This is a genomic window from Streptomyces sp. NPDC104313, assembly GCF_055583985.1.
This window is the reverse complement of the sequence record NZ_JBVJMW010000001.1, coordinates 463341-476718: the sequence shown is the minus strand read 5'-3', so window position 1 is coordinate 476718 and position 13378 is coordinate 463341. Positions and strand designations below refer to the sequence as shown.

General features: G+C 68.5%; 9 protein-coding genes and 1 pseudogene. 2 read left to right on the top strand and 8 right to left on the bottom strand.

Going from position 1 to position 13378, the window contains the following annotated elements:
- Window positions 1-100: 100 nt before the first annotated feature.
- From ACZ60Q_RS02110 to ACZ60Q_RS02095, 4 genes and pseudogenes are all read right to left on the bottom strand, one after another.
- Complete coding sequence (locus tag ACZ60Q_RS02110) at window positions 101-4195, bottom strand: LamG-like jellyroll fold domain-containing protein (protein ID WP_469627018.1); 4095 nt, start codon at window positions 4193-4195, stop codon at window positions 101-103.
- Window positions 4196-4593: 398 nt separating this feature from the next.
- A pseudogene (locus ACZ60Q_RS02105) lies at window positions 4594-4750 on the bottom strand (IS701 family transposase); the annotation flags it as partial.
- Window positions 4751-5135: 385 nt separating this feature from the next.
- Window positions 5136-5345: a DUF397 domain-containing protein gene (locus ACZ60Q_RS02100; protein WP_469627015.1), complete on the bottom strand. Its 210-nt coding sequence runs from the start codon at window positions 5343-5345 to the stop codon at window positions 5136-5138.
- Entirely contained in the window at window positions 5342-6226 is an 885-nt protein-coding gene (locus tag ACZ60Q_RS02095) for a helix-turn-helix domain-containing protein (protein ID WP_469627013.1), read from the bottom strand. Before ACZ60Q_RS02095 ends, ACZ60Q_RS02100 begins: the two co-directional genes overlap by 4 nt.
- A gap of 193 nt (window positions 6227-6419) precedes the next feature.
- Between ACZ60Q_RS02095 and ACZ60Q_RS02090 the strand changes: the two genes are divergently transcribed.
- Both ACZ60Q_RS02090 and ACZ60Q_RS02085 read left to right on the top strand, forming a co-directional pair.
- Entirely contained in the window at window positions 6420-7055 is a 636-nt protein-coding gene (locus ACZ60Q_RS02090) for an ATP-binding protein (protein WP_469627010.1), read from the top strand.
- Between the two features lie 340 nt (window positions 7056-7395).
- Window positions 7396-7770 (top strand): type II toxin-antitoxin system VapC family toxin, encoded by a 375-nt coding sequence (locus tag ACZ60Q_RS02085; protein ID WP_469627007.1) that lies wholly within the window; start codon window positions 7396-7398, stop codon window positions 7768-7770.
- Window positions 7771-7801: 31 nt separating this feature from the next.
- On the opposite strand, the gene ACZ60Q_RS02080 is transcribed toward ACZ60Q_RS02085, so the two are convergent.
- The 4 genes from ACZ60Q_RS02080 to ACZ60Q_RS02065 are packed head-to-tail and all read right to left on the bottom strand — an operon-like array spanning window position 7802 to window position 13251.
- Window positions 7802-9076, bottom strand: coding sequence for an MFS transporter (locus ACZ60Q_RS02080; RefSeq protein ID WP_469627004.1), 1275 nt, complete (start codon window positions 9074-9076; stop codon window positions 7802-7804).
- Window positions 9066-10838 (bottom strand): condensation domain-containing protein, encoded by a 1773-nt coding sequence (locus ACZ60Q_RS02075; RefSeq protein WP_469627001.1) that lies wholly within the window; start codon window positions 10836-10838, stop codon window positions 9066-9068. Before ACZ60Q_RS02075 ends, ACZ60Q_RS02080 begins: the two co-directional genes overlap by 11 nt.
- The gene (locus tag ACZ60Q_RS02070; RefSeq protein ID WP_469626998.1) at window positions 10835-12181 is read right to left on the bottom strand and encodes a DUF6271 family protein; all 1347 of its coding nucleotides are present in this window, start codon (window positions 12179-12181) and stop codon (window positions 10835-10837) included. The genes ACZ60Q_RS02075 and ACZ60Q_RS02070 overlap by 4 nt, the downstream gene beginning before the upstream one ends.
- Window positions 12163-13251, bottom strand: coding sequence for a phytanoyl-CoA dioxygenase family protein (locus ACZ60Q_RS02065; protein WP_469626995.1), 1089 nt, complete (start codon window positions 13249-13251; stop codon window positions 12163-12165). The genes ACZ60Q_RS02070 and ACZ60Q_RS02065 overlap by 19 nt, the downstream gene beginning before the upstream one ends.
- Window positions 13252-13378: the final 127 nt, after the last annotated feature.

The following is a 13378-nucleotide window of genomic DNA, read 5'->3' as shown; positions in this document are numbered from 1 at the left end:
GTGTTCCGCCGGGCAAGGGGCCGAACACGAAACGTCGGGAAGAAGAGTGAGAGCCCGGGGTGTATCCAGCCAACTGGCCGGATACACCCCGGGCGTCCGGTCAGCTGCCGGCGGGTACTTCTGTGGGGGTGTCGAACCAAGCCCGGTAGAGTTCGCCGATCTGGCTGTCGTTCAGGGAACCTTGGAAGGTCCAGACATCGTCGATCGACCCGGCGAAGTACTCGCCTGGACTGTCTCCCTGGGCACGTCCGATCTGGAGCGACTTGGATGCCTTGAAGGTCAGGACGTCGGTGGCCCAGGCGACCAGGTCCTGACAGCCGCTGTCGTCCGCAGCCCCGTCACCGTCGGCGTCTCCGCAGGCGACCTCCTGGAGGATGCCGTTGACGTACAGGCTGGCTTCCTTGGTGAACCCGTCGTAGACCACGGCAAGGTGATTCCAGTCCCGGACATCGGAGAACTCGGTACTGCTCAGCTGCTTGACCGTGGCGTCAGCAGTGTCCTTGTCGGCAATCGTGAGCTCCCAACGGCCCAACCCCTCCGGGTTTGCAGGCTCGGGGCGGAACCGGACTTCAAGAGCGCTGCGGGACGCGCCGCCGGCACTGAGGACCGCCATGTCGTGATCCGGCACAGCTGCCGCCTGTGCCCAGGCAGTCATCGTGAAACTGGTGCTGGTGTCGACCGGCATGGTCGCTGTCGCGGCGTATGCATCCGTACCGTTGAGCTGGAGGCCGCTGTTGTCCACCATGCCCATGCCCAGTTGCGGTGTCCCGTACAGGCTCAGACGGTTCTGCTCCTGGGAGGAGTCCGGGGTGGTCACCGGAGAGCCGGCTGTCGTCTCCTCGAAGTTCCAGCGGCTCTTGACCAGAGGGCGCTGGCGGAAGATCTGCTGGACTTCTTCCGCCGAGACGGGGCGCTCGAAGAGACGGACGTCATCGATCACCCCCGGGAAGTAGTTCCTGATGATTCCGCTCGATGCGCCGGCGCCGATGAGCATCGACTGGCTCGCGTAGAACGCGTCACCGAGGGCGACGGATTGGACCTTCTGCCCGTTCACGTAGAGCGTCAGGGTCTTGGCGACGGTGTCGTGAACCCCGGTGAGATGCGCCCATTCGCCGCCCCGCGCAATGGTGCCGTCCGGCTGCATGGCCCGGATCGGTGTGGCGTCGCCGGTATCGGCCGAGTACTGGTTGAACGCCCACCGGTCGTAGGTGGCCGAGTAGTACAGCTCGAAGCCGGGAGCGAAGTCGCCGGCCTGCGAGGCAATGATCGCGGCTTTCGTGGGCTTCGTGGCGTTCAGCTTTGCCCATGCGCTCACACTGAAGCTGCGCGAGGTGTTGATGTGCGGCCCGCTGGTCTGGCCGATCTTCGCGTATCCGGTGGTTCCGTTGAACTGGGCAGCTTTTCCGGCAATGCCCGGGACACCGGTTGTGACCCCGCCGTTGTACTTGGCCGGCAGTACACGACCGTGGCCACGGATCTCCTTGGAGCCGGGCTCTTCGTCGAGCTCGAAGACTGCCGTGGCCGGGCGGCCCGGATCGCCGACAGGCTGCTTGAGATACAGCTTGTCGACCTCCGACTGGACGATCACCTTGTCGAAGATCTGCACCTCATCGACAGCACCGGGGAAGAACGCCTTAGCCACCCCGCTGTAACTGCCAGCGCCGATCTGGAGGCCCCGACGAGCGTTCCAGGGGCTCGACACGGATGCTTCACCGGCGAGTTCTCCGTTGACAAACAGGCTGAGCTTCTTGGCTACACCGTCATACGTGCCGACCAGGTGGGTCCAGGCACCCGCCGTCGCCCCGCCGGGCTGGGCCGACATGGCCCGAATCGGTGTGGCGTCGGCGGTGTCGGCCGAGTACTGGTTGAACACCCAGCGGTTCAGGCCAGCGGAGTAGTACAGCTCAAAGCTGGGACTGTGATTACCCGGCTGGGCAGCCACGATAGCCGCACTCGTGGGCAACTTGGACAGCTTCACCCACGAGGAGACAGTGAAGCCGCGCGTCGTATCGACAACCGACAGATCGGATGAGGCATAGGCATCGACACCGTTCAGCTCGAGCGCGGTGCCCTTCGCTCCTGTTGCCCCTGTGACAGCTCCACCCTGAAGACCAAGGACCCTTGGTGGCGTCCACCCCTCTGTTTGAGTCGCGCCGGAGGGTTCGTCCAGTTGCCAGGTAGCACGTTCGGGCTGACCGGCCTTCACCCGAAACTGATATGTGCGGATCTCAGAACCGTTGCCGGCCGCGTCGAACGCTTGGGCGGTCACGAAGTTCAACCCCGGCTTCGAGGGAAGGAACTGCATGTCCTTGGCCGACCCGCCGGTCGTGGTCAGTTGCCGTGCCGAGGTCGGGTCGTTGTTAATTCCGTACCAATAGCGGGTGACGTCACTCGACGATGTGTCGAATGTGAACGTGCCGTACTGGCCCACCCCATCGATCCATGGATCATTCGGATCCTCAGGCCGGGACGCGGGGTACTCACCGGAGACAATGCTCGGCGCTGCCGGGACGGTCTTGTCGTAGACGAAGTAGCACGCTGTCGCATCTCCTGCGGAGGACCAAGGAGAGTACTGACCACCGTTCTCCGAGCCCGGTATTCCATCGAGGGAGCGGACATGCCAGCTCACCGACTTGTTCTGCGGAATCGTGGTGGGAAGGCTCATGTTGAAGCCCGCTCCCGACCTGGCGAAGCCGGTGCGTTGCGAACGCCACCGGACGATCGATCCCTTGCCGTCCCCCGCGTCCCACGTAGCCTGCACCTCAACGGCGACGTTGTCGCCGTCCGGGTCGGTGACGTTGTTGATGTGGATCCTCCCCAGCGTGCGCACCCGCGGAGCGCTGCTAGGCCGTTTGCAGACCCCGCCGTACTCCATCACAAGCTGTGACATCTTCACCTGGGCCGGCGGCCGGTTGTACAGAACTCTCAGATGCGCCTTGTCGGAGAACCTCTTCCAGGCGTAGCGGTCCGACTCGTTGCCGGCGCGTAGTCCGAACGTCAGCGATGACCACCTGCCGTTAGCGGCCTCTTGAACCGCGGTCTTCACGTTGAACTCTGCGTCCTTCGCCGAGCAGCCGTCGTATCCGTACGCGAATGACTCCGAGGCGAGCTGCTTGATCCAGAAACCGGAGGCGTTCTGCGAGTTCCAGGTCGTCGATGACGAGATGTCCTTGGTCCGCCACAGCTCGACCTCCCTGGCCGAGCAGGACGCGGCCCAGGTGCTCCGCACGACGAACTGAGCGGACAGGATCGACTTGCCAGCGAACTTCGACGTGGATATCCGGTACAGCAAACGCTTGGTGTCGTGCGGTGCGCAGTAGCTCCACTCGCAGTAGCCCATTCCGGCGGTTGACTCGCCATTGAACTTCCACTGCGGCGAAGACGCCCAATACCTCGAGGCCATCGTCCACGCCGTGGCCCGGGGTGAGTGCCACTGAGGATCGATGAATACCGGATAGGTGGTGTCCTTGCCCCGCAGCACTTCAGTGTCGGGAGTCAGTACCAGCTCCCTGCCATGCTCTGGGAGAGTCACCTGGACCGGGGCCAGCTTTCCCGACTCCGTCGGAGCCGGCTCACCTGCGTTCTCGTCAACGAGTACCTTCGTCGGCTGTGACGGAGACTTCGCTGAACCTGCTGCGTTGGCCGGAGTGCTGCCGGTGGGGGTGCTGGAGTCCCACATCATGGGGCGCGGCGCCTCGAACACAGCGCCCTGAGCCCCATTGTCGACCGCCTCAAGACCGCCCGTGGCAGTCTCCTTCACCTGCATGCCATCAGCAGCCAACTTCAAGCGCAGCTCGGAGAGCTTCTCGTTCGCTGCCGCCTCCGCGGAGTTGACCACCAGAAGCTGGGTGAAGCCGTCTTCCTGGGCCTCCATACGCAGGTCTACGTCCGGCAACACATCACGGTAAGTGGCCCTGGGGCCGTCGAGCTCAGGCTCCGGCAACTTATCTGGCCACGAAAGTGCAAGCTCCCGACCTGCCTTGGCCATCCTGACCAGAGGCTCACTTCCGCCGCCGGAGAACGACATCCCGATGGTTGCCGATTTCGGCGCGACACTTCCGTCCGCTGAACGGACCAGTTCGGTGTCGATGGGCTGCCACGTCCCCTTCACCCGGGCCCGGATTGGCCGCAGATACTCCCGCGCCTCCAGATTGCCCTCGGGTGTCGCAAAGACATCGGTACTCTCACCGCGCATCGACGCCACCTCAACTGGGCGACCGGTCTGCTTCGCAGCGGCCTGAGCCGCTTCCAGTCCAGGTCCGCCGCTACTGGCAACCTCAGCAGGCGAAGGCCGCCCCGCAGGCGAGCTGGCCGCCGCCTGCGGGGCCAAGCCGGCCAGCAGAGCAACCCCGACTCCAGCCGCCAATAGTGACGTTCCACCACGAGAACGCAAACGTCTCCACATAGTCCCCACCCCACTCGAAGAAGAAACAGATCCTCGAGGATGAGGAGCTCAGCGGGACTCTATGAAGATCCTGTGTGAATATCTAGTAGTGCTTCGTTAGGTTGTGTCTGGTGGGCGGTCGCCTATGTGTGGCTGGGGTGGTAACCCTCGGTGGCAGTTGGGGCATGCGCCGGTCCAGCACAGGAGGAGGTCCTGCATGACCTGGAGGACCTGGTAGAAGGTCAGGCCCGGTGCTTGGGCTTTTGGGTCCAGGCGCCGGAGGGTGAGGAAGGCGTGGGTGGCGGTGGCGAGGGTGACATGGTGGTGTCAGCCGCGCGAGGTGCGGCCCTCGAAGTGGTCCAGCCCCGTAGAGCGCGATCGCCGCACATGCCTTGCCCTGGGCGTTTCACGACCGCCGACCCGTACGTCTCCAACGCCTACGCCGCGTCGACTCCCTTGCCCAGGAGCTCCTTGCCCTCGCCGTGGGCCTCGGTGAACGAGTCCGCGCTCCAGCCCAGCAGCGAGGCCGTTGCCCTGCTGGGAGAACCCCCGCACGCCCCATTCCCACCGGTTGCAGAACGTCTCGAACTTCGCGGTCAGCCCGCTGTGCCCCAACTCCAGTACGGAGAGAGCGAGATCTGAGAATCCTCGGCCCGTCGTCGCCTGTCCGGTCATGCCGAGCTCCTTCAACTCGGTTTGCGTCAGGCCGATTTCCTCGAGATCTGCGCCAACGTCGCTGGCCGCCCCTCGGTCAGGCCTGGACGAGATCGTCGAGGAAGGTCCGCCAGGCGGCGGGGCCGAAGGCGATGACGGGGCCGGCGGGGCGGGTGCTGTCGCGGACCGGGAGGAGGTGGGGGAGGTTGGGGGCTATCTCTACGCACTCGTTGTTGCCGCCGCTGTATGAGCTGGTACGCCATTGTGCGCCTGACAGGTCCGGCGTGCTGGGGTGTGCACTGGTCATGCTTGATGCTCCTTGGCCCTGCGACGGATGACAGCGCGGGATTCCGTCGGGGAGAGCGCGGACGTGCGCGCGGCGTCGAACAGGTCCTGGTAGCGCGAGACGTCCGCTTTCCGTTCCAGCCACATGGAGCCGGACGGATTGTCCGCCAACACCACGTCGAGCGCCCCGTCCTCGGGGAATCCCAACACTACGTATGGGCCGAACATACTCGCATGGGCGCCTCGCGAGAACGGCAGCACCTGCACGGTCACGTTGGGGTGCTCAGAACTGGCCAGTAGGTGCCGCAGTTGCGCGCTCATGACCTGCCCGCCACCTACTTGCTGGAGAAGGACGGCCTCCGACAGTACGGCCCACAGCTGAAGAGGGGCGTTGTCCAGGAGTCGTTCCTGCCGTGCCAGCCTGACGTGAACGAACTTCTCGATCTCGTCCGCTGTCTGCCACTGACGTGAGGCCACGGTGACGGCGCGGATGTAGTCCGGGGTTTGGAGCAGGCCGGGGATCAACTGTGCCTGGAAGGTTCGGATGGATCCTGCCATCGCCTCCAGCGCGATGTAGTCGCGGTAGGTGTCGGCGAGTACATCGCCGTACTGGTTCCACCACCCCTCTCGACGCCTGCGGTTCGCCTTCCTTGCCAAGGATGCGAGGCGGTCCCGGATGGCAGGGTCCGCGATCTCGTACGCGTGCAGCATCGCTGTCAGGTCGGGCAGTCGTACCGCCACTCGCCCGTTCTCGATCCGGCTGATCTTTCCCTTCGTGCAGTCCAGGGCCTCAGCCGCCTGGCTGGTGGTCAGGCTTGTCGCCTCGCGCAACCTCCTCAATTCGTCGCCGAGTTGGCGGCCGAGAACGGTGGAGGTGTTGGCGGCGGTGCTCTTCGCGTGCATGTGAACACCTTTAGCAAAGTAGCGGCTCTGTCGGGGTGAGGTTACTCGAAAGAGGGAAAAATGATGCAGAGGCTATCGGCAACGTTGCATTTTCGAGCGGTGTGCGGCCATTCTGCTGATGCTGGAGGGGCGTTGAGCTGAACGTGTCCCCTCTGCAAGGGATTTCAGTCGCCGCACCCGCTGGAGGATCGAGATGGCCGAACTGTGTGAAGCGAATATCCGGCTGGCCCGCAACCGCAGCAGCGTCCCCCGGGCCCGCGCCCTCCTCCGGGCCAAGCTCGGCGAATGGCGGGCCGGGCAGGAGGCCCTCGACGTGGGGGAGTTGCTGCTCTCCGAGCTGGTGACCAACGCCTTGCGCGTCGAAGCCCCCGGCGACCGGATGATCGGCGTACGCATCCTCTGCCGGAAGCTGGGCGGCCTGCTCCGGCTGGAGGTGAGTGACGCGGGTGGGGGACGTCCCGAGGTGCGGTGGCCCGGGGAGCTGGATACCGGCGGGCGCGGGCTGCTGCTCGTCGACGCCCTGGCCCACTGCTGGGGCGTCGACGAGCGGCCGGGCGGGATCGGCAAGACGGTGTGGGCGGAGGTTCTGGCCCCCGGTGTCGTGCCCGAACCGGCCGGGAGAGAGGTCGCCGCGGTGACGGTCCGGGCCGGTCAGTCCGTACGGGTCTGGGGCGCCTGGCACACCGTTCGGAGCGTGCGCGCCGAGCCGTACGCATCGGGCGGGCTCGCGGTGGTCATCGGTCTGGACGACGGGCCCGCCCTGCGGATGGCCGCGGCGGCGCCCCTCAGGGTGCGGAGCGCGGCCGGCCGATCGGCGGTGACGTCATGAGGTGGCTGTGGCGGCGACTTGGCGAGGGTTCGGTGGCTCGGCGGGCCGGGCCACCGCCTCGCGGTACCTTGATCCAGCTCATCGACCGGCAGCCGTTCGTGATCAGCAGGGCGGGGCGGCCAGTAGCGCCCGCGCGCGTGTTCGTGCCCGCGTCCATGTCTGTGCCCGAGCCCCCGTCCGTGTCTGTGCCCGAGCCCGTACGGGCGCAGGCGCGGGAACCTGAGGTGCCACCGCCCACCGTGCGGTGGCCCGGGCGCGGCTCTCTGCGAGGGCAGATCCGGGTCCCCCGTCACTTCGACGGTACGCATCCCGGTATCTCCTCCGCTTTCGGGATGCTGTGATGCGCCTTCTTCTCGACACTCCGGTGATCCTCTGGTGGCTCGAGGACTCCTCGGAGCTCACCGCTGCGGACAAGTGCCTGTTCGACACCACGGACGCGGTGCACATCAGCGCCGTGAGCCCCTGGGAAATCACCTTCCAGCAGCACCTCGGCCTCCTGGAAGGTCCGGGCGACCTCGCCGAGCGTGTGCGCGACCTCGCCCTGCCGGGCCTCCCCGTCACCGCCGCGCACGGCGTGCGGGCCGGGCGGCTGCCGATGGTGCACGAGGACCCCTTCGACCGGCTTCTCGTCGCGCAGGCGCAGGCCCATCGACTGGTTCTCGTCACCCGCAACGCCTTCATCCCGCAGTACGACGTACCGGTCATGCGGGTCTGACCGGTTTTTCGCCGTACCCCCGTGGTGCGGGTCATACCGCCGGTTCGCCCTCCGCCGCCCTCGGCATGCCCTCCGGGGCCCGCCGCAGTGCGCGGATCGCGGGGACGCTGAGCATGGCGGCCAGCAGGACGAACGACATGACCGACGAGAAGATCAGTACCTCGTTCGCGCCGAACGCGTCGGCCGCCGGGCCCGCCAGGGCGCGGCCGAGCGGGATGACCATGATGGAGCCGGCGACGTCGTACGCCGAGACGCGGCTCAGGACCGTCAGCGGGATGTGCGACTGGACGCTGGTCGCCCACATCACCCCCCAGAACGCGAAGCCGTAGCCCGCGATGACGTGGGCGATCGCGGTGGCGGCGAAGGACCATTCGAGGGCCGGCGCCAGGGGGTTCAGCGCGAAGCAGAGCATGGCCAGGGCGCCCGCCACGAGGGGGCGGCGAGGGCGGACCCGCATGCCGATCAGGCCGCCGATGATCGTGCCCGCGCCGTCCGCCGAGGCGATCCAGCCGTACCCGCTCGCCCCGTGCTGCTCGATCATCAGCGCCGCGCCCAGCGGCAGCGCGGGGCCGAACACGAACAGGCCGTAGACGGACCAGACCGCGATGACGCCCCACAGCCACTGGCGGGACCGGAACTCCTGCCAGCCCGTCGCGAGCCTGCGCCACATCGGGGCGTCGCCCTCGTCGCGGACCGTGTGCAGCTTCCGCAGGGGCAGCAGGACCAGTGCGCTGAGCGCGTACGCCGCCGCGATGACCAGGTACGAGCCCGAGACCTGCCAGTACGCGACGAGGATGCCCGCCAGGCCGGGGCCCAGCAGTGTGCTCAGGGCCTCGGATATGCGCAGCAGCGCGTTGGCCTTCTGGATGTCCTCGGCGACCCGGGGGACCATGCTCGCCATACCGGGCTGGAACATCGCGGTCGCGGCGCCGCTGAGGGCCATCAGCGCCATGACCTGCCACAGCGGGACGCTGTCGGAGGAGAAGAGCAGCGCGGCCAGTGTGATCATGGCCAGCATGCGCACCAGGTCGGCGCAGATCATCATGAGCTGCGGGGTGAACCGGTCGGCCAGCACCCCGCCGAACAGCACCAGCAGGACGATCGGGGTCATCCACGCGGCCAGCGCGTAGCCGACGCCGCTCGCCCCGTGGCCTGCTCCCAGTACGGCCGTGGTGAGGGAGACCATCAGCATGCCGTCGGCCAGCAGCGAGGCACTGCGGGCCGTGAAGAACAGCTGGAACCGGGCCGACCGCCAGGGGCTCGGCAGCGGTTGGGGCTTGTGGAGGGTCGTGTCGTCAACGCTCATGTCGTACCTGCCGGCTTCTGCCGGTCCCTTCCTCGATGATCTGCGGCCGACGCCACGCGGCACTTCGGTCCGCTTCGGCCGGCGGGTGCTCGACGAGCACATAGCGGCTCGGGGCGAGGACGCCCGTACCGCCGTGGGCGGGGACCTCCACCATCAGCGCCTCGTGGGCGCCGGCCGGTGTCAGGGCCGTCTCGCCGCCACGCGCCAGATACGCCGTGAGGCCCGCGTCCCGGTCCGCCTCGATATGCACGGGCAGGCCGCCCAACGCCCCGGACAGCGCGTCCCGTACAGCGGTCGGTGATACCCAACAGCCGTCCACCCGCGTCCAGTCGGGTCCGCGCTCGGCCGGCCCGACGCCCGTCACGCCGGTGAGCGAGTCCAGGGGGACGTCCCGGTCGGCGGCGGCCTCCAGCAGCAGGACCAGACCGGTCAGGAAGCCCTCCGCCTCCTCCGGGGTGAACAGAGCGGGGTCGGCCCACAGGGAGATGTGGAGCTGGGGCGTCGTCTCGTACGCGAACGCCAGCATCCGTGTCGGCAACGCCTGGAACGGGCCCCAGGTCAGGTCGAGTTCGGATGCCCGGCGGTCCTGCGGCGCGGTGGAGAGGAGGGTGGCGGGAAGCACGCTGACGTCGTTGAAGACCACGTCCCGTGCGAAGTGGCTGCCACGCTCCCCGGTGACCCGGCCGATCATCTCCCACAGGCGCACGGAGTCGAACTGGCTGTGCTTGTAGGCGTTGAGCGCCGCGCCCCAGGTCTTGCGGACCAGGGTGTCGAAGGACGGGACCCGGACATCCAGGCAGAGCAGCGCGTCCTGGGACAGGGTGTTCACCGACCGGGCGCTCCTGGCGTGGAACCGGTTGGAGGTCGGCACGGCGGTGACGCAGGAGTCCTGGCCCGCCCGGTGGGCCACCAGCGCGCACCAGGCCGCCAGCAGCACGGTGGCCTCCGGGTTCCCGGTGCGCCCGGCCGCTCCGGCGAGGGCCCGCGCGCCCCGCAGGGAGCGGAGCGTGAGCTGCCGGGCCCGGCCGTCCGCGCCCGCCGCACGCGGCTCGGCGAACATCTCCTGCGGTTCGGTGCGGATGATCCGCTCCCAGTACCGCAGCGACGCCTCCGACTTCCGCTTTCCGGTGGGGGAGGCCTCCTCGGCGGCCAGATCGAGCGGGGCGAAGGAGGCCGGGGCGGGGAGCTCCTCCCCTGCCAGCAGGGCGAGGAACTCCTCCCTCAGGACGGCCAGCGCGCTGCCGTCCGTCACCGCGTGACTGGACGCCAGGGCGGCGTGGACCGGCACACCCCGGTGAGTGAGCAGGGAGATCCGCAGCGGGAACTCCCGGTCCAGGGCGAAGCGGCCGGCGCGGGCCGCCCGCGCCACCGTCTCGGCGTACCGCGCGGGCTCCTCGGGGAACTCCGGGTGGTCCAGGACCGTCACCGTGAACGTGCCCTCGGCCGCCACGACCTGCTCGACGGGCGCGGACCCGGGGACATGCGGGAACGTGGTGCGCAGCCCCTCGTGGCGCAGGGCCAGGGTGCGCAGGGCGTCGACGACGTCGTCCGGGTCCGTGTCCGGGGGGATCGCCCACACGTCGTGGTTGTTGATGTGCTCGGGGTCGTCCCGCAGGATGCAGCGGATCATGTTGGCCTGGCCCATGGTGAGGGGGCCTCGGCGCTCGTCACCGCCCGCGTAGGCGACGGTGACGGTGCGCGGGGCGGGCGGAGTACGAGGGGTGTTCGGGTGCATGGTGTCCTTGCGGGCTGCGGTGCTCATCGGTTCACGGCCAGGGGATGTCCGGCCGCGCTCCGCCGGACGCCCGCCGGGCCCGCGTCCGCGCTCGCACGAGTCAACGCCTCCCAGTGGTCCATCAGGAATGCGAAGTCGGCCATGTCGTCGTGGGCCTCGTCCAGGAGCCGGGACCGGCGTTCGAGGAGGACATCGGCGACGGTCTTGTAGCGGTCGCCGAGCCGCCGGTAGGCGTCCTCGATGACGTCGAGGCGGTGGGCGCCCGAAGCCCGGTCGAGGCCGGTGCTGTCCCGGACGAACCCGGCGACCTCACGGGCCCGGATGTGGCCTTCGTCGTCGAGCAGCGTGTCACCCGCCGCCGCCGTCCTCGCGTACACGGCGTTGAGATACGCCTTGGACAGCAGGAACTTCACGAACCGCAGCTGGTAGGCGAGGAACCCCTCGTCCGTACGCCGCTCCGCCGTATGGAAGTTGACGATGTGCCGGTTGTGCTGGACTCCGGGCACCCGGGCGTCGTGGAGGAGGTGGATCAGGAAGTAGTCGCTGCCGATGGTGTCGGTGGCGGGCGGCAGGGGAACCCGGCGGTAGACCTCGTGGTCGAGTGCGATGTTGCACATGTCCACGCGCATCGGGCTGATGGGGGCGAGCGTCGTGCGGTCGCCGTCGAACGCGGTGTCGCCGGCGCCCCGGAAGGACTCGTCGATCAGATGTCCGCGCCAGATCTCCGGGTATCCCTCGGGGATCGACAGGCCGATCAGTTCGCGGTACGTGTCCGGGTCGAGGTCGCGGATCTCCGCGACGTCCACCGACATCTCTCCCACGAAGGAGCCGCCGGCCATCGTCACCCGCCGGCCCCCGGTCCCCGGCGGCAGCTTGCTCCGGGTCGCCGACTCACGTACGTCATCGGCGCGTTGGCCCAGATAGGTGAGCTCCTGATGGAGCGGGAAGACCGGTTCGCCGTGGAGGTACTGGTAGCGGCTGTCGGAGTCCCGGCGGTGGACGGACGTGCAGCCGAGGGCCTGGGCGATGAGGAACGCCCGGTTGGTGCAGGCACCGTAGGAGACGCGGGAGGGCAGCATCAGTTCCGCCAGCCGGTCCGGCGCGGCCCCGCCGGACCGGTCGATCACCCCGCGCAGAAACGTCCGTTGCCCGTCCTCGTCCAGGTGGTGGACGGTCACCCCGGGGGACGGCGGCAGCGCGGCCACCGCTCTCCGGTGCTCTGCGAGCACCGGCGCGGGGGAGGAGTCCAGGACCAGGAGGTGCACCTCGACGCCGAACCGCCGTGCCCCGTACGCCGCTTCCTCGCCGACCGCCGCGATGGTGGCGGCACAGGCCCGGTGGGTGGGCAGGGTCAGACAGACGCGGCGCACGAAGGCTCCCCGCTCCGCGCGGCGGGCGCGGTGTCCTCGACCGGGTCCTGCCAGGAGGCGAGCCCCAGCAGCCGGCTGCCCAGCGGGTTCAGTTCGGCCGTCGGGTAGCGCTGGGACTCGGGCAGCACCGGGTCACCGACCAGGGTGCGGTTCCAGCGCGGGGTGCGCAGGTGGCGCCAGGACTCCACGCGGGACTTGCGCAGCCGCTCGTGCTCCTCCAGCGCGGGCATCATCGACAGGTACTGCACGGCGCGCACCCCGCTCTCGGAGAGGTTGCGCGCCACTCCGTGGGCCAGCAGACCGTTCCAGATGAGCAGGTCGCCGGGGCGCAGATCCGGTCGTACGACGGGGAGTTCGTCCCGGTCGATGGTGGGGCGCAGCGGGTCCCGGTCCCCGGGCCGGCCGGTCTTCCAGGTGTCGAACTGCCGGAACAGCTCCGGGCAGCACTGGAAGCCGCCCGTCTCCGGCCGGGTGTCGTTGAGCGCGATGATGCCCTGCACCCGCTGCGGCGGGACGGCGAGCGTGGTGTCGATGTCCCAGTGGAGCTCGATGTCGAAGCCCCGGTCCGTCGGCTCGATCAGGGCGCGGTCACGGTTGCCCCGGTTGGGCGGGTTGAGGTTGAGCCGGTCCAGGGTGACCCACAGCTCCTCGCAGTCCCACACGTCGACGAAGGCGTCGTAGACCCGCTGCGACTGCCGGTTGTCCCAGAGGAGCTGGTGGTGGTAGGCCTCCACGAAACCGTAGATGTGCAGTTGCTGGTCCAGCTCGGAGCGCAGCGGCCGGTCCTCGTACCAGCTCTCCGGCCGCTCCGGGTCCAGGCCCTGGAACTCCCACGTGAAGTCCAGCAGTTGACGCGCCACCGGGGCCGGGATCGCTTCCCGGACGATGACGTAGCCGTACGTCTGCCAGTGGGCGAAATCCTCCTCGGACAGCACCCGCAGCGGGCGTGACTTGTCGAGCTCCCGCAGGGCGGTCTGTGCGAGGTAGGCCTCGCCGTCCGCGCTGAAGTACGGGATGTCCGACGCCGCGCGGTGCAGGCGGGGCCGACGGCGAGGGGCGGGTGTGGTCATGAGGTTGATGGCAGGTCCTTCTCCTCGGCCGGCCGGGCGGCGGCCCCGGGGGAGCGGGGGCGCCGCGGACGGCGGGACGGTTGGCATTGCCGTGGCGGGAGGAGCCGTGACCACGTCGGTCAGCAGG

Bases quoted from the DNA above. Each gene is read 5' to 3' on its own strand.
- ACZ60Q_RS02110 (WP_469627018.1), bottom strand. From the start codon at position 4,195: ATGCGCGGTGAGAGTACCGATGTCTTTGCGACACCCGAGGGCAATCTG.
- ACZ60Q_RS02100 (WP_469627015.1), bottom strand. From the start codon at position 5,345: ATGACCAGTGCACACCCCAGCACGCCGGACCTGTCAGGCGCACAATGG.
- ACZ60Q_RS02095 (WP_469627013.1), bottom strand. From the start codon at position 6,226: ATGCACGCGAAGAGCACCGCCGCCAACACCTCCACCGTTCTCGGCCGC.
- ACZ60Q_RS02090 (WP_469627010.1), top strand. From the start codon at position 6,420: ATGGCCGAACTGTGTGAAGCGAATATCCGGCTGGCCCGCAACCGCAGC.
- ACZ60Q_RS02085 (WP_469627007.1), top strand. From the start codon at position 7,396: ATGCGCCTTCTTCTCGACACTCCGGTGATCCTCTGGTGGCTCGAGGAC.
- ACZ60Q_RS02080 (WP_469627004.1), bottom strand. From the start codon at position 9,076: ATGAGCGTTGACGACACGACCCTCCACAAGCCCCAACCGCTGCCGAGC.
- ACZ60Q_RS02075 (WP_469627001.1), bottom strand. From the start codon at position 10,838: ATGAGCACCGCAGCCCGCAAGGACACCATGCACCCGAACACCCCTCGT.
- ACZ60Q_RS02065 (WP_469626995.1), bottom strand. From the start codon at position 13,251: ATGACCACACCCGCCCCTCGCCGTCGGCCCCGCCTGCACCGCGCGGCG.